Genomic DNA, 19,661 nt, shown 5'->3' with positions numbered 1-19,661 from the left:
TTTAGGCCTCACAGGTCGAGAACGATTTTTTTGGACTTGCAGCGCGAAACACACGGCATGATCCACTTACCGCTTTCTCTTTCTTTCTTAGAAAGGTAAGTGTCATGATGCTCGATCTCGCCAGATACAACAGGAGTCATACAAGTACCGCATACTCCCTGCTCACACGAGGCTTCGATGTGAACATCGTTATCCAAACAAGCTTGCAACAACGTAGAGCCAGACGAGACCGTGAATGTTTGACCCGATTTTTTGAGCTCAACCTCATATTCTTCATCAGAAACGGGTGCATCGTTCTTTTTACTGAAAAATTCAAACCGGATGGACTCTTCAGCGACTCCATGAGAAAGAGCGACAGCAGATACAGTTTCGATCATTGGTTGCGGGCCACAAGTGTAAACATCTACATCTTGGGCGTTATGAGTCTCCATAATTTCGGTAAGTTTTGCTCTGGTCTCGTCTGGGCCTAGGCCAAGATGCACATTCAAGCGATCGCCCAATGCAGTCAGTCGATCCTGGAACGGAACATGCTCAAATGCACGAGCAAAATAATGTATTTCATACGGTGAGCCTTGCTGATCCAGAGCCTGCGCCATGCACAAAATTGGGGTGATACCAATGCCACCAGCTACGAGAATCGGGTGTTTACCGGTTTGGACGAGTGGGAAACCGTTTCTCGGAAGTGTGACTTTGAGTTGAGTTCCAACCTTCACGTCTTCATGCATTGATCTGGAGCCACCACGGGACTGAATCTCTTTCTTCACACCGATGATGAAGGATTCACGCTCGTCAGGCCCATTCACAAGGGAGTATTGCCGAATGCTGCCCTCCGGCGTTGTGATGCTAATGTGCATCCCAGGAGTGAATGCTGGAAGTGGATACCCAATAGGCTTTAGCCAGTATGAGTTGATATCACTTGTCTCTTGAGTATGCGTAACCACTTCGCAGATATAGTGGGTTGGAGGAGCTTTAGTCATATTTTCGCGAACAACTTCAAGTTCTTCGACAGTCTGATCGCTGATATCAGTTATGCTGATCAAGTCGGTAGCTACAGCTTCTGCTGCCCTCCGGATAACGTTCATGGCATGCGAGTAGTTCTTTTGAAACTCGTATCCCGAACGTCCTGGAGTGAGTACTTGCGCATGTACTACGCATTTGCTAACAGTTGCGCGCTGCATGTACAAATGAATTGCAATGGAGCCTGCTTTTGTAACCAAAATCGCTCGGTCATTCAGCATGGTTTTCAAATGCAAATCTTCAGCGCTGGTCACACGAAACACATCGATGAACGCTGAAAGATTCTGACGTAGGGTGCTAACCACTCCGTCAATATCTGTAGCTATAACTACGCTATGCAGATTTGTTTTTACAGCGTTTACAAGCTGAGCGTCATCGAGGATTGAAATGGGCTCTCCTGCCGGCTGACCTAGGGTCGTCCAGATAAAGCCATGCTTTTCACGGGCAGGGAAAGTATTGACCCGCGCGGCACTTGGGGGCGGCGCGTCGCGATGGGCCGGGACAAAGGTGCAGCCACCAGTCCCGCTTTCATAAGTCCATCCATGATACTGGCAGCGCAACTCGTTACCGGTATTAGCGCCTAGAGTCAACCGCAACCCTCTATGAGGGCAGCGGTTCTCCCAAGCATTCACTGAGCCATTATCATCGCGCCAGATGGCCATTTCTTGCCCCATCAACGTCGCATGAAAGACATGGCGCTTCGGGAGATCTTCAGTGGTAGCAATAGGAAACCACTGGTTGACGTCAAGTTTATTCACGGCACATACCTCTTATCAATTCTTGTTATTAGTCCCGCAGAGCGCCATATTGCACACCTTTCTCACGCAGCCAGCGACGATAAGCTGTTGCAAGAACATCGGCCCGGACTGGGCTTTCTCGACTCGCAGCCAACGGAAGACGCTTTGGAACTTGGTTAATAAGAATCATCAAGTCCTGGCCAAAAATCGTCTGTTGAAAATGGCGAAGTTGTTGGTCTGTGTTAACGTCGTCCACATAGCACATTATTGTATGTGCAATGCACCAATCTTCATCTACAGGTTGAATAAACAGGCCGAGCGCATCCCACCTATGTGGTTCGGGCGGGCAAGTTTTGTATAAAATTGCGGAATATGGTCTTGTAACGCGGTAGATATACTGCATATCAATTGGTTCGACTGCAGTAGCTGAGCCTTTGGGTTGCGGGAACTTACACTCCGTAGCAAAAATCTCATCGAGACTTTCATCATGGTGGACGTTATACGGCTCAACCTCCGTCAGTGGCTCTGCACCCAAAATGTCCGTATGAACAAATGGAAAATGAGCCATGTCTAGAAAGTTCTCGATAGCGCGCAACCCTGAGACATTGACGCGCACAGATCCAGCGCTAACGATTCGGCGATCAGGCTCATTGAACTCCGCGATATCGAACATCTCACTGGGTTTGTCGGCAAAGGAGAGCCACAGGACACCATAGATTTCTTTGGCGCGGATAGGCTTAATCTCGCCTGCACTTGCTTCCCAATGAGCATGAACCGCATCAGCACTTTTCACATAGTTGACTGTACGCCCCAGCAGTCGGCAGCGGTATTTTTTATCGAGTGATACATCATCCAAAGCAGCGACTGGATGCCAGTCGTTAAAAATTACTTGGTCAGTAGACATTACAATCTCCTCTGGCCTCTCAGATTAGCTATCTGGTATACCAGATAATAGCTTAAGAACTACTGACTATCAAACCTATTAAGATGGGGTCAGCAATTCTTAAGCAGATTTTTGAATAAAATCTCGTGCCCCTCTCAGAGGCTACAGATGTCGAGATCCGAAAATTACAGTTGATTACGGTGTTGGTTTACAAAATCCGCACCTAGAGACTTCCTAGCTTCATGCACAGCTACTCGCTCCGCATAAAGCTCCCGTACAAACTGGGCCACCAAACAGCTATCGGCAAACATGTCGTATTTCCAACCTGTACCGTATGCAGCGAGGTTGATATTGTCGATCGTCATCAGCCGAAGACTGGATTTGTCTTCCTGGATGTAGCTGTCAATCGCTTTACGAATCAACTCTTTGGTGGGGGCAAGCTTATGCGCATGCCAAAAATCGGTATGCCATTCGCCTGGTTTTGGATTGCTAAATGGATATTGGATGGAACGCCCTGGGCGGTCATACCCTAAGCCATCCCAAGGGCCAGTTTCGCCAGCCCACCAATTACGAGGCCCGTTGGGTGCAGCTGGTCGCACTTGCGCCCAGTGGACAGTGTTACGAGCCAACCATTCGTCCGCGTAGCTGTCGTCATTGAAGGGGTCGAGGCGACGAATACCGTCTTGATCACCTCGCAATTGGGCGACCGCGATTTCAACTTCGTTTTCGACTTTGAAGATGCAATGGCTGTAATCCATGCAAATGTTGAATGGGATGCCGTGTCGTTCCACAATATTGGCTACTTTTGAAACACGCCTCGGATCCTCAGACCACATATCAACGTGATTCTCAAAGGTAATAATTACACCTTGTTTTTCCGCATATTCAAAGGCGTTTAAATACGAAATCGCTACCTCCTCATCAGTAATGTAGTGACCATCAGCATGCTTCGCCCACACCATAAGATTGTGGTACTTAGCGCCCACAGCCAAGGTCTGATCAATATTTTCGCGAATACGTTGCTCATCGGCACCGAGCGTATAAGTCCAACTTCCACTGTAAACTGGCAAGGAGTATCGCTGACTTGCCTTGATGTACTCATCTAACTCTTCTGTGCCCACTGGGATTCGATCAACAAAGTCCCACAATCCCGATTCCTTTTGAAGACGAAACTGCTCCATAATCGGCAGTTCGCGATCAGAGACCGGTTTACTGATGGACGAGGGCTGAACGCCACGACCTGCACAACCAAGCAAGAACATCTTTTTCATTGTTTTTCTCTCTTAGATGGAATTGTGAACTTTCAAACCTCTGCTTCTTTTGCAGCCATCAGCAGTGACTCCTTAGCATCCTCCTCACTTCCAAAGCCATTGAAGAAGACATTCAAAACCACCGCACATATCGCAGTTAGCAATACAGGGCTTTCTAGTAACGGCGCCAAATCCTTTGGCAGTTTCGCGAAGAATTGTGGCGACACGACTGGAATCATTCCTATGGACACACTAATTGCTACTACATAAAGATTTTTACTATCGGTAAAGCTGACCCTGGATAAAACCTTGATACCGCTAGCTGCAACCATCCCAAACATTACCAAACCGGCCCCTCCCAAGACGTATGGTGGTATTGAGGCGATGATCATTGCAACTTTAGGGAACAATGCCAATCCTACCAAGAAGAGTCCGGCGAGAGCGCATACCCATCTACTCTTGACACCTGTGATGCCAATTAGACCAATGTTCTGAGCATATGACGTATAGGGGAATGTATTGAATACGCCACCTAACATCGTTCCAACCCCATCAGCTCTAAACCCACGCACCAGGTCTTTTTCTTTCAAGGGCTTATCTACCAACTCGCCCAATGCCAAGAACATTCCTGTGGACTCAATAAAAGTAACCAGCATCACAACGCACATTGCAACAATAGGCCAGAGACTAAACGAAGGCACTCCAAAATGGAAAGGTAAAACCATTCCAAACCAGGGGGCTGCGCTCACATCATCGAAATTAACCTGCCCCGTACCGAAAGCTAAAACGAACCCAAACGCCATGCCCAACAATATAGAAATGTTGGATATGAAGCCTTTTGCAAATCTAACAATCAATAGGATTACGATCAAAACGGCGGCAGCAATAGCAAGGTACAGCGGATTTCCAAAATCAGGATTGCCGTATCCACCCGCTGACCAGCTTGCAGCTACTACCATCAGCGACAAACCAACCGCCAAAATTTCCGTACCGGTTACCACGGGAGGAAAGAATCTTACAAGTTTTCCGATGAAGGGGGCGATCAGAAATCCGAAGATTCCGGCAGCGATAGTAGAACCAAAGACTTGAAGCAATCCAGCTTCGGGATCTGTCCCGATCGCGATCAGCGGCCCAATTGCAGTAAAGGTTACGCCCATCATTACAGGCAACCTGATCCCTACATTTGCAAACCCAACACACTGAATTAATGTCGCGATCCCACTGGCAAATAGGTCTGCATTGATTAAGAACGCAACTTGATCCTTAGGCAGCTTTAGCGCGGCGCCAAGTATCAGCGGAACGGCGACAGCACCGGCGTACATCACGAGTACGTGTTGCCACCCCATGAACATGACTTTCCAAATGTTCGTTTTCTTCTGCGAGGCTAGTGATTGCATGAGATGCACCCAAGCTAATAGTTATTAGTGACAAAAAATGGTCTGCACCAGGCGTTTCAAAAGACGCGTGCCGCCCTCCTCAGGTCGGCACTGAACTTCCGCCTAGCAGAGCCTTACTGTTCCTCTTCAATAACAGTGGTCAAAACGGAACTACAGAACGCCTCCCGTCCTTCAACGGCTGCCAGAGATAACTCTTTGTGCCATTTGCGGAACTGGATGGAAACTTTATCGGTCGCAACTGAGACCTCTGAGGTCTGTATTTCTACCGGCCATTGCGACTCGATAACAGGTTGATCTTCTTCAAGCACCCTTTTCTGGAAAGCCAGGTGCATGTGATCAGGCTGGTTGTCTTTTTCACGTACGATAATCATGAAGTTGCGGCAAGTCTTGTCATCGACAGGGCTAGCGGTAGTCCAAAGAATGAAACGTGAATCATCTTTCCACAATTTGATTTCAAGATTTACCGAATACGGCATTGTGCAACGATAGTTGAAGTCACCCATTGGCGCTTCTGGCGGGATGCCTTTCATTTCACGCGGCGGAGCGAGTTTGAATTGCAACTCACCATCAACACGATTTACGTAAACAGTCGGGTGGCTAGCGAAAAACGGATCATAGAGCGTACCTGGATGCACGAAGGCAAAGTGCGAAAAGTCTGTAAAATTCTCCCAGCGCCGTTCGGCGACAGTCTCCCAAATATATGAATCGGCAACAATTACCTGCATGTCAGGATTGTCGAAATCGCTGAGGTATGGAATCTGAGTGCAATCGAAGCTGTTGTCCAGCCGCACCCAGACGATGTCGTATTTCACCTCACAATCGAATGCGGAAATCTTGGCCCGAGGAGAAATGCTTTTGTCAGGGCAAGCAGGGATCAGTTGGCATGCTCCTGCCTCATCGTACCGCCAACCGTGATAGGGACATTCGAGATAGTCCTTACCGGCGTGGCTGCAAACGCGGCCGATGGAGAGCTGTGCAGATCGATGAGCGCATCGGTCAGCAGCCGCGACGATCTTTGAGTTTAACCTGGCCAACACCAATTTCTCGCCTAACAAGGTGACGCCCATGGGGCCGTGCCCACTGGCGTTGGCGCGTTCGAATTCACTAAGGGTACAAACTGGATGCCAGAAGTGGCGAAGGTAGGTCTTGTCGTCTAGCAACGGCTTGAGCTGTTCTTTCACGTGAGTGTCCTCAGGGCTAGGGATTGCTTGTCTTATTGTTCTAAACCAAAACCGCCTACTAGGTTTACCAGATATTCAATCTGGTATACCAGTGTAGTCGCATTTTTTGACGTGTAACGTTTTATCGCTACCCGTCGGAAAGGCTGTGCTGGGTGTTAGAGGAAGGCAGATTTCGTGCCAGAACGCAGGTGCTACAATCTCCAAGGAATGCTATACCATTGAAAATTCGGAATTTTTTTTTAGCATTAGGGCAAAAAACCTCACCATACTGTATACAACACTAAGCAATTTTGTGTACCACCTATGTTTCTAACGGTGACACCAGCCACGGCCGTGTTACATTTTGGTGCCGTGTTCGATCACCATGACAGCTCTTAGAGCCGAAAGGCGCCAAAGGTAAATCAATGCTGACCCAGACAATCGTTGCTGCCATATCTGATGCGATCTACCACCGACGGCTTCCCCCCGGAACGAAGCTGAACGAGCGCGAGATCGCAGAGCTTTTCAACGTTAGCCGCACAGTAGTCCGCCAGGCCCTCATCCGACTGTCTCAAGACAAGCTGGTGGAAATCTCGCCCAAACGCTCAACAAGCGTGTGGTGCCCCACATTTGACGATGCCTTTGAACTCTACCAAATGCTCTTGGTACTCGAAAGCGGTGTGATTGATCAATTAATTCAGTGCATCACGGAACAGCAGTTAGAAGAACTAAGGACTCACACCCAAAAGGAACATACTGCGCATCAGTGCGGACTGGATGATGAAGGTGATAAATTAGGAAGAGGCTTTCATTCGCTTCTTATCTCCTTCTTGGGAAATAATACCATCAATCAAATTCACTCCCAACTACGACGCCGTGAAGCGCTGATAAATGCCCTATACCGAGTTGGGTTCGACTACTGCAAGCTCAGGAATGAACATGTACAGCTCGTATCATGCCTGGAGCGCAAAGATGCTGTGGAGGCCAAAGAGCTTCTGGCATCGCATTACAACCTGGTTATTAAAGGATATAAGTTTGACGCAGCCCGCTCTCCTGAGATAAACCTGAAGTTTGCGCTGAGAGTCTGAACAAAAAAGGGGGCATTGCCCCCACCCTCGATCAGAAATAATATTTTATTAATGCACTTGTCACACTTTGATTCGTATCATACGCACTGGTACTTTCAATCCCATATTTATTAGACCAGTAATCGTATTCAATCCCAACGTAAGCTTTCCCTTGAACGTTCCAAAACGCTTTACCAATATCGTACTTAATTTGCGGATTGAAATGAAAATTATGCTCAAAACCGTATTTATCACCTATCACCCAATCAATATAGCCATCAATCAAGATATCACTTTTCCCAACTGGGACTGTATACGACCAAACGGGTGAAACCTGCCAGCCTCCAACGCCTTCCCCACCCTCAGGTTTCCGATAGTAAAAGTTGAGCATGAAGTAATCGAATCCTGGTAAAGAAAGATCGAATCCTGGCCCAACCAAATAATTCACTTGATCATCGCGCCCGCTCCTGTTGTTATCCCACTCAATTGTCGTCGCGACAAGCACATCTTTCACTATCCCCCAGCTATAGCTATTTCCTGTAATTTTGGACAATGAAAATCTAGGAGAGTATTCGGAATACATCCCGTGATGCCCGTCATATGCTGTTTGCGCGCCAGGATACCAATAATTATCTATGAAAAAGAATAAGTCCCCCCACGCCCATGCGCTCGTATGTTCAAACGAAATGATCTGCATTCGCCTGGGATCTACTTTGAAGTCCTTACCATATTGATAGCTAACGCTTTCCTGATGCCATAACAGCGTGCCATCAGCTTGGCTTATTGGCGCTACTGCTGCAGCGGATAGAAACAGGCATGCGCTTATTCTTTTGTCTTTCACTCACTCTCTCCTCATAATCTGACCTAAGAGTCAGAATCATTGTTGAGCAAGATGTGAGCCAAAATTAAAACGATAAATTCGTTAGCCAAACAAATAAAATTGTACACAAAGCTATTTTGCTACCTACATTCTCACGAGACTCCTGTCAGATTAGAGATCTATCAAGCCAGTTACCTTGCCATGTAACTTATCCCTCCAAAATTCAGCAAATAACCTTTGGTTTCGCTTAAGAAATTTATGCTTTCGTTCAAAGGTATTGTGAAACCTATTGACCAACCCTGAATGCTGTGCACTGAAACTGCACCAGGGGTAGCACTGAATGTAACGAATTGGTGCACAACTCCAGCTCCTATTGTTTCTTTTCCACCGATAGCAATCCGGCGTGCTCTAAGCTGCAAGCTAGAGCGAATACGCAAATACTTAGCTAACACTCTAAAAATAAGGGCCTCGCTTCTGCGCATTTTATGCTGTTCCTCCTGACGGCTAATGGTTGACACCGTTCTCTAAAATGGCCTACCTTTCTGGTGTACCAGATTAGAAACCTGATGTACCAGCGGTATGATTGGTGTAAATACATGATGTACCTAGTGTTTACCCTTTCTGTGAGTAGAAGTAGGAGACATGGCAGCTGGGTAATCCAACTGCTTCAAACATAACAACGTCATCCACAAAGGCTACATACATGGAACAGGCAATCATTAATGATGAACGGGAATATCTTCGCCATTTCTGGCATCCCGTGTGTACTGTAACTGAGCTTGAAAAAGCGCACCCTTCCAGCCTCGGCCCTCTGGCCGTTAAGTTGCTGAATGAACAGCTCGTTGTCGCCAAGTTAGGCGATGAGTACGTCGCGATGCGTGATAGATGCGCTCATCGATCAGCTAAGCTTTCCCTGGGTACAGTAAGTGGAAACCGCCTACAGTGTCCTTATCATGGGTGGCAATATGATGCGCATGGTGCTTGCAAGCTCGTACCAGCGTGCCCCAACAGTCCAATACCCAACAAGGCTAAGGTTGATCGCTTCGATTGCGAAGAGCGCTATGGATTAATTTGGGTTCGATTGGACTCTAGTTTTGAGTGCACTGAAATTCCCTACTTTAGTGCAGCCAATGATCCCAGGTTGCGTATTGTTATCCAAGAACCTTACTGGTGGGATGCGACCGCTGAGCGTAGATGGGAAAATTTTACAGACTTTTCTCACTTTGCATTCATTCACCCTGGCACGCTTTTCGATCCAAACAATGCTGAACCTCCGATTGTTCCGATGGATCGATTCAATGGCCAATTCCGCTTTGTCTACGACACTCCGGAAGATATGGCTGTCCCTAATCAGGCTCCAATTGGGCAATTCTCGTATACTTGCAGCATGCCGTTTGCTATTAACCTTGAAGTATCTAAATACTCCAGCAATTCGCTGCATGTATTGTTCAATGTGTCATGCCCGGTAGACGATCACACAACGAAAAACTTCCTGATCTTCGCCAGGGAGCAATCGGACGACTCGGATTATCTACACATTGCATTTAATGATCTCGTCTTTGCTGAAGACAAGCCGGTAATTGAGTCCCAGTGGCCTAAAGACGCGCCAGCAGATGAGGTCTCAGTAGTCGCGGATAAGGTATCGATTCAATATCGAAAATGGCTGCGGGAACTAAAAGAAGCTCATAAAGAAGGCTCGCAAGCCTTCCGAAGTGCTTTGTTAGACCCAGTCAATGAAAGCGATAGGAGCTACACATAACTTTATAAAGCATTAGGTGGCGTTTTCAACGCCACCTTTTTTTGATGTAAAAAAGACGGCCTCGAAAGAGGCCGTAAACTCGCTGCTATGTGGACTTTAGGGATGGGGGGGGGAATGAGTAAACAGCTAGCTTGTTGCCATCAAGGTCGCGAACGATGTGGACATTTTTACTCCTTGGGTGGATAGGAATTAATAATGAATTACCGTTCGAATGCTCTTACCTTCATGCATCAGATCAAATGCATCATTGATTTGGTCAAGCCCCATCGTATGGGTGATGAATTTGTCGAGTGGAATATCTCCCCTCTCCGCTCTTTCAACATAGCTTGGCAGTTCACTCCTGCCTTTAACGCCACCAAATGCGGATCCGCGCCAGACACGGCCAGTCACCAATTGGAATGGTCGAGTGGTAATTTCGGCTCCTGCGGGTGCAACGCCGATAATTACAGACTCTCCCCAACCTTTATGGCAACACTCAAGCGCAGCGCGCATAAGGTTGACATTTCCGATGCACTCGAAGGAATAGTCAACACCTCCTTCCGTAAGTTCGACAATAACATCTTGGATAGGACGATCGTGCTCTTTGGGGTTAATGAAGTCAGTAGCCCCCAAATCTCGTGCGATTTCAAACTTAGAGGGATTTATATCAACCGCAATGATACGACTGGCTTCCGCCATCTTCGCACCAATAATAGCCGCGAGTCCGATGCCTCCCAGACCGAACACCGCCACAGTAGCACCTTTCTCTACCTTAGCTGTATTGAGTACTGCACCGATCCCCGTCGTTACACCGCAGCCAAGCAAGCATATTTTTTCAAGTGGCGCTTCTTTAGGAACTTTAGCCAAGCTAATTTCAGGCAACACCGTATATTCAGAAAACGTGGAGCAGCCCATGTAATGGTAGATAGGCTCGCCTTTGTAACTAAAACGTGTCGTGCCGTCTGGCATAAGTCCTTTGCCTTGTGTTGACCTCACGGCCTGGCACAAGTTGGTTTTACCTGACTTGCAAAACTTACACTCTCCACATTCTGCGGTATAGAGAGGAATGACATGATCGCCGACCTTAAGAGAAGTGACTCCTACGCCTACTGCTTCAACGATCCCACCACCCTCATGCCCCAAGATGCATGGAAATACGCCTTCAGAATCTTGCCCAGAGAGCGTGTAAGCATCCGTATGACAAACACCGGTGGCTACCACTCGAATCAGTACTTCACCAGCCTGAGGTGGCTGAACATCGACCTCAACAATCTTTAGGGGCTGATTGGGGCCGAACGCTACTGCTGCACGTGATTTTATCATTCTAGTTACCGCATTTTATTATGATTCGGAGATCTCAGTTTATCTCCATAGGGAAGGATCGGATATTCAAAGTAACGCGAAATGCGGACAAAACGACGTTAATATCAGACATCGAGGAGAGCCCACAACGTGCACGAAGAATTTGGCAAAACAAGGAAAATTGACATTTTAATTTACCCTGAATTTAAGTCATTTGAGGCGATTGGCCCTATGACCGTCTTCACTTATGCAAACAAAATCCTGCAGGCTAGTGGGTCACTTGACCGTTACCACCTTACTATTCGCTCAACTACAATTGGCCCAGTAATTTCGGATACAGAAATATCGTTCCACGCGACTGAGACCCTGGAGAGCATTGAAGCCTCAAGTTCTGTTCTTCTTGTTGGCGCCCATGATATACAGCGACTCGCAAAAGAAAACAGTGAACTCATACATTGGATTACACATAACGCTCAGAAAGTTGACCGTTTTGCTGCTTTATGCTCCGGGGCTTTTTTCCTAGCCGCAACTGGCTTACTAAATGGTCGTCGGGCCACTACTCATTGGCGAATGGCAGATGAATTAAAGTCTAGTTTTCCCAATGTAATCATGGACATAGATTCGATTTTCATTCGCGACGGAAATCTATGGACATCTGCTGGAGTCAGTGCATCCATAGATCTGGCTCTAGCGTTCGTAGAAGAGGATCATGGACATAAGCTCGCACTTCAGGTGGCGCAAGACCTTGTCATATATCTCAAGCGTCCTGGAGGTCAGTCTCAATTCAGCACAAACCTGATGACTCAAAAAACTCAATCATCAAGTCTTCGACGGGTTCAAGAATGGGTATTCGATAACTTAGATAAAAAGATTAATGTTTCGATGATGGCAGATCGCGCTTCAATGAGCACTCGACATTTCGCTCGATTGTTTCAAAAGGAGGTTGGAATGTGCCCTTCAGAATTTTTAGAACAATCTCGTATTGATTTCGCCAGGCGCTTGTTAAGCGGTGGTGATCTCCCTCTAAAAACGATAGCCTTCAAAGCCGGATTCACCAACTCCGATCACATGCGACTAACATTCAAAAAGTATCTTTCAGTAACCCCTAAAGAATACCGTAGCCGCTTCGTTAAAAGCTCTGGATAAGCCCCTGACATATACTCCATCAATACAACACGCCCACAGGCCTTTCCAAATGACTTCTTTGAAATTTTCGATCATCAAGGTTCCATTTCTGCATCGAGTTGATACTGAGCAATTCAAATAGCACCGTGTGCTCTATGGAAAACGGCGCAGAGGTTCGATCAACGAGCGGATACTGTGGATAGAGATAGAGAATGAGGCGTCTGATCTTCATCAGCGGGTCGACGCAGGGGCCCGACAATTAGCAGGTAGCTGATAAAGGCGCCTGCGGCATTCAATGAAACGTACACCAAGGCACCATTGAATGAGCCCATCGACTGCACGAGGTACCCAATAACGATTGATGTCACGACGCAAGCCCAACCCAGTGCACCAACTCTTTTGCCGAAAATCCATGTCAGCAGTGGTGTGAATACCATAGCGGCGAAGTATTGCGAGGAGTTGATATTGCTATTGCGGTACCTCGCTCTGCGGTGGGGAACCACATCGAAACGATCTTGGTATTGCCGGGAAAACAAGGGACTTCGGCCCCCAACCAGGAACCGGAATACAAAGACAGCAAGGAATGGAAGTCCGACAGGTATTAGGGCTAAGGTTGTTGAGCCCTGATTAGCTCCGCTTGAAACGTTAATCCTCGCCTTTGATTCATTTGGGGGTACCGAAATGTCAGTTGTTCATTCGACTCGTCTGGCAACCCATGGATTGCCAATCACTCCTAAGTAAGGAATGCATATCATGATCGTTGAGGGGGCCAGACTACGGTTCAGCTCTTCGAACAACACCTTGTTGAAACTGGCTGGGCTGCCATCTGTGACACATGGCCTTTGCCTGCAAACTCGATCAACCTCGCTACCGAAATCAACTTGGCTGCCTACCCCCCAAGGACACGGTAGTGACCGACCTTCGCCTTAATATCAGGTCAGGCGGGACAATGAAGCACTATTCTGCAAAAAGAGGGCCTTGCTTAAGGCCCTTTTTGTACTCAAACCAAGATCACTTGGTCAACCAGGATTCAACAGTCGCGGAGCCGTGCTGCGCTTTCCATTCCTTCAGCGTTTTGTGATTGCCGCCTTTGGTTTCGACTACTTCACCTGTGTGAGGATTTTTGTAGACCTTCACTTGGCGCGGCCTGCGGCTGCCGGCTTTAGATTCGGCTGCTGGAGCGCGACGGCCCGCTTGTGGATCAAGCAGGTTGATCACGTTCGGCAGGCTGTAACCGTACTCTGCGAGCAAAGCACGCAGCTTCGTTTCGAATTCGATTTCTTTTTGAAGGCCAGCATCGTCTTTCAGGGCTTCGAGAGCTTGGAGCTGCTCGGCGAGGTGTTTTTCGAGCTGACGGAATTCTGCAAGCTTAGACATGATAGATCTCTATGTAGTTAGTCTCCTAACAATACACCAAAAACAGCAATTTGAATTTAGGATCAGTATTCTGCGTGATCTTTCGACCAATAGTTTGAATCACGGAGGTGGCACGTGCTCAGCTACTTGGTAGCGGTAAGACGGGAAGCAGAACCCAGTTAACTTAAACGCTAACATTAGTCAGGTAGCGAACGTTGTATGAAGCCCCCAACACCCAGCGCTCATACTGAATCACTTCGCTGTCGAGTAGCTAGCCAACAGACAAGCGATCCTGCTGTAACCAGCACTGCCCCCTGCCAAAACTGCATATTCAACACAGCACCCAACCATACTGCAGCAAATGCCGACGACAGCACGGGGGCGAAGTAGGAAGCAGTAGCCAACAAGGTGAGGTTTCCGCGCAAGATGCCAATGTTCCAGAGCCCGTAGCCACCAGCCATTCCTATAGCTGCGGCAACAAGCTCCAGACTGCTACCCAAGGTGAACGCCGGGATCACTTCGCTACTGAAGAAGTATTTCAACCAAAGAACTACCGCTGTCAGGACAAAGAACAACACCACAAGATTCTACCCACCCGCGTAACGGCGAGTGACGTTGCAATACAAAGCGAACGTGATCCCGCAGGCTAGCGCCAGACCATAACTGAGCGGATTGGACTGCACATTGGCGACGATGCTTGGCAGTGACAATCCATCACCACTCACTACCCACAATATGCCGAACAGAGCGAGCGCCGTACCAGGGATGATAATCCACCGTGCCTTTTGGCCATTCATGATGATGGCTAGCACGATGGTAAGACAGGGCCACAGGTAGTTCACCACGACAAGTTCGATCGCTTGATTACGGCTACTGGCAAATCCTAGAGCAAGTGATAGGCACACCTCGTACGCAACAAAAAGGGCACTGCCCAAAACGAGATAGAGCTTAGGTGTCGAGCGAAGTCGAGGTTTCCCCAATAGGCACACCAGCAAGATTGCGCCCAATGTGTAGATCAATGCTGCGCCATCTATTGGGCCGAAGATTTCGCTCACACTCCGGATAAGCCCTGACGCGGTGCTCCACAAAATGATCGCCACTAATCCACATGCCGTTGCGGCACGCTCGCCTCTAATCCGCATTATCCCCTTTAGCCCAAAAAATCGGCGAGTCTACAGGAACGCCCAAGGCTCAAGCTGTGAGATGAAGGTCGAAGAACCCAGGTGGGGATTCTTCAGTTGGAAATTCAGGCTTCGAAAGAACCTCATGAGCAGATAGCTATACGCTGAAAAATTCCGCCACGGCATCGGGGAAGCCAACAGACGACTCGAACTATCGGCAGTACACCGTCCAAAGCTGATCAACCCTCGTAGTAAAACTCTGACTCATCATCTCCCGCCGCATACCCCAATCCGGATCAGTCGGTACACTCGCCAGGCGCATCGTCCCCCTGCCCCATCGCTCATTGATGGAATCCAAGACACCCATGACTTTTTCACTGGCGACCGGCTGAGTGATCGAGAAAAGATCTTCGGTGTACTCGCCCTTCTGGCAAAGATTGACCAGGAGTACCTCAGCCTTGCTGTACTTGAAGCCTGATCGGAAAACTCTATCCACTGCTTCCACGGCGGCTTTTGTCATCAACCGAACATCGTCAGTCGGATACGGCAATTCGACCAGGACTCCATTGGCGTATTTGGCTTCGTCCGGATTGAACATGCCGGTGCGGATAGACACGCGGATTTTCTTGCACAGTGACTGCTGCGCCCGGAGCTTCTCGGTAGCCCGCATCATGTAGGTCGCGACGGCCTCTTTGATTGGCGCAATATCGGTGAGACGCTTGCCAAACATTCGGGAACAGCAAATCTCTTGCTTCGGTGGATCAAGCTCATCAAGCTCAATGCATGGCGTGCCGGCGAGCTCACGGGCCGTCCTCTCGATCACCACGCTGAATTTTTTGCGCAACATCCAGGGATCGGTTTTGGAGAGATCCCAAGCTGTCTTGATGCCCATCCCCTCCAAGTGCAAAGTCATCTTACGCCCTACTCCCCAGACATCTGAGACTGAGCATTTCTTCAGCACCCAGTCGCGTTTGATCTCGTCACGAAGATCGACCACTCCGCCGCTCTGGGATTGCCATTTTTTGGCTGCGTGATTGGCGAGTTTGCTGAGTGTTTTCGTGCCGGCAATACCTACCCCGACCGGGATACCAGTGCTCTTGTAAACCTGGGCACGTATCCGTCGTCCGAGTGCCTCGAGATCACCTGGTACGCCTGCCAAATCTGCGAAAGCTTCATCAATTTAAAGGCAAGATTTCAAGCTATGGACATGGTTCCGCACCTTGCTACCCGGTAGTTCAAGGTCGCTCTCCAGATGTCCATGGTAATAAGACATTTTCTGTCGATCTTGCTTGGTTATGTCCATAGCTCCTAGTCCCAAAGCAACAGGACGGTCGGACACTTTAAGACGCATAGGCTGGACAAGCGTCCAGTGCCACTGACAACCGATTGCATCGGATTTGACCAGCACGCTTTATAACGATGATCGGCAAAAAATTGCCGATTACTGCCGATGGCGGCGACAGACAGAAAGCGGCCACAAGCGGACGTTCCGGCCAGAATCGGACATTCGGCATGCGCCCTTACGCTTGCTCATGCTTTCCATCACACAGCGTTCTGCGTTCTTGGGTAAGGGCTCGCTTCACCTGCATGGTCACGAGCAGTGATCATGCAGGGATGACGGGCAGTTTGAAAACTAGTGTGCTGGGTACTCAGCGAGTACTTCATCAGTACCTGCTTTGGTCAGGCCGATGACTTGGTAGACTTCCTGCGCTCCCTCGCCCTCCATCCCGGGCGAGCCTGCCGGCATGCCGGGTACAGCAATCCCGAGAAGGTCGGTGCGCTTAGTCAACTCGACTATTTGCTCGGCAGGCACGTGGCCTTCAACAAATTTCCCATTGATCACCGCAGTGTGGCAGGACGAGAGGCGCGGAGCGACGCCCAGCTCCTGCTTGACCGCGCTCATGTTTGTGTTTGTTTCTACATGATCAATGACGGTGAAGCCGTTCGCTTCAAGGTGCTTAATCCACTTCTTGCAGCATCCGCAGTAAAGCTCTCGATAGACATCAATCGTCAGAGGTTCAGCCGCGTGGGCAGCCGAGCCGATAAACAAAACCGCAAATGTCGCGAGGCGAAGTGCCCGGCCGGAACGACGAAAATTATTGCGCATGAGTGTGCTCCTTGCCATCGGCATGGGTATGAGTCTTTGGCTGAGCGGCTGAAGGTGCAGGAGCATGGGCGCCGCTTGTGTCGCCGTGGTGAACGTCAGCTTCGGCGAGTTCTTCAGCTCCGCCTGCATCATGGTGATGTGAAGAAGTCGCTTCTTCTTGACCATCATGCTGACCTTCGTGGTTATGCATCATGGACTCACCCCCACCGTGCTGATGGCCACCGCTGCTCGCGGCTAACGCTCTGTATTCCTGAGCATCCATACCCGGAAGCTGCTGAAGAAAAGCAACCATTCCCCAAATATAGGGATCGGACATGCTTTTACCCCAGGCAGGCATGCCCGTGGACTTGATACCGTGCTTGATGATCCAGAACGCTGCTGCTGGGTTTCCATCGACACCAAGCTTCGACAAGTTGGGAGGTGCCGGATAGAGGCTCTTACTCAACTCGGTTTGCGCGAGCTCTGGAGCCAAGTGGCAACCAATGCACATAGCATTGTAGTTGCCAGCACCTGCACGAATGAGCGCTTCGTCTGTCAGGTCGGGGACTTCAATGTCTCGGGAGCGTACTTCGATCGATCGATCCCGAGCGGTTGAGAGTAGGGAGTGCACGGCCTGCGAATGGGGGTCATCGGCGCCCACATTAAACACCCCGAAATACACGACACCGGCGCCTACAATGGCGGCGACCACACTGGCAGCAGTCAACGTTTTTATTGTTCTTTTCATGTCAGCCCCTTAGAACCACATGCGAATACCGGCTACAAAGCGAGCCTCGTTGGTATCTTCCCCTTCATCGCTGGCCAGGTCGGCGGTCTTGCCGTAGGAGCGATTCCAGGTAACCCCGATATAAGGGGCAAACTCACGAACAATCTCATAGCGCAACCGCAAGCCCACTTCGGTATTGGCTAATCCAGAGCCAATGCCGCGCTGTGGGTCGTTTTTCCCGTAGAAGTTCACTTCGGCGGTCGGCTGCAAGATTAAGCGGTTGGTGAGCAGAATGTCGTAATCACCTTCTAGTCGAGCGGCGGTCTGGCCGTTCTCGCCTATGAAAGCGGTTGCTTCAGTTTCGAAGTTGTAGAGGGCCATGCCCTGGATCCCAACAGCCCCCCACGTCTGCGGTGAACCGGGTTTGAAGTCCTGGCGCACACCGGTGACAACATCCCACCATGGACCGATGGAATGGCCCCAAAGCGCCTGGAGTTCGGCATCTTCCGTCACACCATTAGTACGCTCACCTTCCGAGCGTAGCCACAAACGATCGACGTCGCCTCCGATCCAACCTTTGGCATCCCAACTCAGAGCGCTGCCGTTATCCGCGTCTTGATATTCAAATTTATCCAGGAGGACGAAAGAGTTGAGTTTCTTGTCATGCACGCCATGACCTGCGACAGGCGGAAAGGCGGCCTTACGATCAGCATCGGTCAATACAGGAATGGGCGTCCGACTCATGGTGGTTGCCCCAGCATCCATATTCATGGTGCTGTGATCCATGCCCTCCATTTGGCCTTGGTCCATGTTCATATTGCCGTGATCCATTGCCCCCATGCTGCTATGGTCCATGGTTCCCATCGAACCGTGATCCATCTTGGAGTGATCCATCTCTTCAGCCGCGGAAGCGATACCAACAAACACAGAGCTGACTGAAACCGTCAACGCCATCAGGGTCGGACGTAAAAGCTTAAGGGTCATGGTCTCAATCCGCTTTTTTAGTGTTTGAGTCATGATCCATCGACTCGTGATTCATTTTGCTGTGGTCCATCGTTCCATGGTCCATAGAACCGTGATCAGACTTGGACTCACTTGTCTTGGTCTTATGCTTTGTTGCTGACTTGTCTGTGTCGGCAGCAGCGTAAGCGTGCTCGGCATTGCCTTCCCCAGCTTGTACCAAGGGCACTCCACTCAATATGCCGATGGCAAGGGCGCAACCAATCAATGACTGACGATTCAGATATCTGCTCATAATCCGTTTCCCTTACTCATCAACCCGTACTTCACGGAACATGCCCATTTCCATGTGAAACAGCAGGTGGCAGTGATAGGCCCAGCGTCCCAGGGCATCGGCGGTGACGCGATAACTGCGTTTGGTACCGGGTGGCATGTCGATCGTGTGTTTGCGCACCATGAATTTCCCGTGCTCATCCTCGAGGTCGCTCCACATGCCGTGGAGGTGGATGGGGTGGGTCATCATGGTGTCGTTCACCAGCGTGATGCGCAGGCGCTCGCCATACTTGAGGCGCAATGGCTCGGCGTCGGAGAATTTGATGCCATTGAATGACCAGGAAAACTTCTCCATATGGCCAGTCAGGTGCAACTCGATCGTCCGATTGGGCTCGCGGCCATCAGGGTCCTGGAAAGTGCTCTTCAGATCCGCGTAAGTGAGCACGCGACGGCCGTTGTTCCGTAGGCCAATACCCGGGTCGTTGAGCTTCGGCGTAGTGCTCATGGCTTGCATATCGACCAATGGGTTATTGGTCTCGGAGGCTGGGTGCGACTGCATCTCCATGCCACCCATGCCAGCCATTCCTGACATGTCACCATGGTCCATACCAGCCATCTTGCTGTGGTCCATGCCGGACATAC

Annotated in this window: 17 protein-coding genes and 2 pseudogenes; 3 read left to right on the top strand and 16 right to left on the bottom strand. The window is 49.4% G+C overall.

All coding sequences use genetic code 11. From position 1 onward, the window contains the following. Window positions 1-8: 8 nt before the first annotated feature. From AC1RP7_RS14765 to AC1RP7_RS14745, 5 genes are all read right to left on the bottom strand, one after another. Window positions 9-1,775 carry a PDR/VanB family oxidoreductase gene (locus AC1RP7_RS14765; protein ID WP_493182140.1) on the bottom strand — a complete coding sequence of 589 codons (1,767 nt, stop codon included), beginning with the start codon at window positions 1,773-1,775 and terminating at the stop codon, window positions 9-11. Window positions 1,776-1,803: 28 nt separating this feature from the next. Further along, window positions 1,804-2,658: an aromatic ring-hydroxylating dioxygenase subunit alpha gene (locus tag AC1RP7_RS14760; protein ID WP_493182138.1), complete on the bottom strand. Its 855-nt coding sequence runs from the start codon at window positions 2,656-2,658 to the stop codon at window positions 1,804-1,806. A gap of 164 nt (window positions 2,659-2,822) precedes the next feature. Further along, window positions 2,823-3,908 carry a sugar phosphate isomerase/epimerase family protein gene (locus AC1RP7_RS14755; RefSeq protein WP_493182136.1) on the bottom strand — a complete coding sequence of 362 codons (1,086 nt, stop codon included), beginning with the start codon at window positions 3,906-3,908 and terminating at the stop codon, window positions 2,823-2,825. Between the two features lie 32 nt (window positions 3,909-3,940). Beyond that, window positions 3,941-5,284 (bottom strand): nucleobase:cation symporter-2 family protein, encoded by a 1,344-nt coding sequence (locus AC1RP7_RS14750; RefSeq protein ID WP_493182134.1) that lies wholly within the window; start codon window positions 5,282-5,284, stop codon window positions 3,941-3,943. Between the two features lie 113 nt (window positions 5,285-5,397). Further along, window positions 5,398-6,465 carry a Rieske 2Fe-2S domain-containing protein gene (locus tag AC1RP7_RS14745; protein WP_493182132.1) on the bottom strand — a complete coding sequence of 356 codons (1,068 nt, stop codon included), beginning with the start codon at window positions 6,463-6,465 and terminating at the stop codon, window positions 5,398-5,400. A 404-nt stretch (window positions 6,466-6,869) separates the two neighbouring features. Here AC1RP7_RS14745 and AC1RP7_RS14740 point away from each other — a divergent pair, with 404 nt between their 5' ends. After that, a complete protein-coding gene (locus AC1RP7_RS14740; RefSeq protein ID WP_493182130.1) occupies window positions 6,870-7,532 on the top strand; it encodes a GntR family transcriptional regulator in 663 nt (220 codons plus the stop codon). 31 nt (window positions 7,533-7,563) lie between these two features. Here the strand turns inward: AC1RP7_RS14740 and AC1RP7_RS14735 are convergent, their stop codons facing one another. Further along, entirely contained in the window at window positions 7,564-8,352 is a 789-nt protein-coding gene (locus AC1RP7_RS14735) for an outer membrane protein OmpK (RefSeq protein WP_493182128.1), read from the bottom strand. A gap of 682 nt (window positions 8,353-9,034) precedes the next feature. Here AC1RP7_RS14735 and AC1RP7_RS14730 point away from each other — a divergent pair. Then, a complete protein-coding gene (locus AC1RP7_RS14730) occupies window positions 9,035-10,090 on the top strand; it encodes a Rieske 2Fe-2S domain-containing protein (RefSeq protein ID WP_493182126.1) in 1,056 nt (351 codons plus the stop codon). Window positions 10,091-10,279: 189 nt separating this feature from the next. On the opposite strand, the gene AC1RP7_RS14725 is transcribed toward AC1RP7_RS14730, so the two are convergent. Then, window positions 10,280-11,392: an S-(hydroxymethyl)glutathione dehydrogenase/class III alcohol dehydrogenase gene (locus tag AC1RP7_RS14725; RefSeq protein ID WP_493182124.1), complete on the bottom strand. Its 1,113-nt coding sequence runs from the start codon at window positions 11,390-11,392 to the stop codon at window positions 10,280-10,282. A gap of 129 nt (window positions 11,393-11,521) precedes the next feature. Between AC1RP7_RS14725 and AC1RP7_RS14720 the strand changes: the two genes are divergently transcribed. Continuing rightward, a complete protein-coding gene (locus AC1RP7_RS14720) occupies window positions 11,522-12,517 on the top strand; it encodes a GlxA family transcriptional regulator (protein WP_493182122.1) in 996 nt (331 codons plus the stop codon). Between the two features lie 326 nt (window positions 12,518-12,843). On the opposite strand, the pseudogene AC1RP7_RS14715 reads toward AC1RP7_RS14720, so the two are convergent. From AC1RP7_RS14715 to AC1RP7_RS14675, 9 genes and pseudogenes are all read right to left on the bottom strand, one after another. After that, a pseudogene (locus tag AC1RP7_RS14715) lies at window positions 12,844-13,092 on the bottom strand (MFS transporter); the annotation flags it as partial. Window positions 13,093-13,507: 415 nt separating this feature from the next. Further along, a complete protein-coding gene (locus AC1RP7_RS14710) occupies window positions 13,508-13,873 on the bottom strand; it encodes a histone-like nucleoid-structuring protein, MvaT/MvaU family (protein ID WP_493182120.1) in 366 nt (121 codons plus the stop codon). A 566-nt stretch (window positions 13,874-14,439) separates the two neighbouring features. Beyond that, window positions 14,440-14,994, bottom strand: coding sequence for an aromatic amino acid DMT transporter YddG (yddG, locus tag AC1RP7_RS14705; RefSeq protein WP_493182118.1), 555 nt, complete (start codon window positions 14,992-14,994; stop codon window positions 14,440-14,442). 190 nt (window positions 14,995-15,184) lie between these two features. After that, window positions 15,185-16,153 (bottom strand): annotated as a pseudogene (locus AC1RP7_RS14700) (DUF4113 domain-containing protein); the annotation flags it as partial. A gap of 453 nt (window positions 16,154-16,606) precedes the next feature. After that, a complete protein-coding gene (locus AC1RP7_RS14695) occupies window positions 16,607-17,080 on the bottom strand; it encodes a DUF411 domain-containing protein (RefSeq protein WP_493182117.1) in 474 nt (157 codons plus the stop codon). Next, window positions 17,070-17,807 carry a c-type cytochrome gene (locus AC1RP7_RS14690; RefSeq protein WP_492586612.1) on the bottom strand — a complete coding sequence of 246 codons (738 nt, stop codon included), beginning with the start codon at window positions 17,805-17,807 and terminating at the stop codon, window positions 17,070-17,072. Before AC1RP7_RS14690 ends, AC1RP7_RS14695 begins: the two co-directional genes overlap by 11 nt. A 9-nt stretch (window positions 17,808-17,816) precedes the next feature. Continuing rightward, complete coding sequence (locus AC1RP7_RS14685) at window positions 17,817-18,803, bottom strand: copper resistance protein B (RefSeq protein WP_493182115.1); 987 nt, start codon at window positions 18,801-18,803, stop codon at window positions 17,817-17,819. Then, window positions 18,775-19,041 carry a hypothetical protein gene (locus AC1RP7_RS14680; RefSeq protein ID WP_492625591.1) on the bottom strand — a complete coding sequence of 89 codons (267 nt, stop codon included), beginning with the start codon at window positions 19,039-19,041 and terminating at the stop codon, window positions 18,775-18,777. Before AC1RP7_RS14680 ends, AC1RP7_RS14685 begins: the two co-directional genes overlap by 29 nt. A gap of 12 nt (window positions 19,042-19,053) precedes the next feature. Continuing rightward, a partial coding sequence (locus tag AC1RP7_RS14675; protein ID WP_493183991.1) for a multicopper oxidase domain-containing protein occupies window positions 19,054-19,661 on the bottom strand: 608 nt, incomplete at its 5' end.

The sequence above is a fragment of the Pseudomonas sp. GW822-FHT01E03 genome (genome assembly GCF_058802985.1).
The sequence above is the reverse complement of the archived record's forward strand: the minus strand, read 5'-3'. Positions and strand labels throughout refer to the sequence as shown.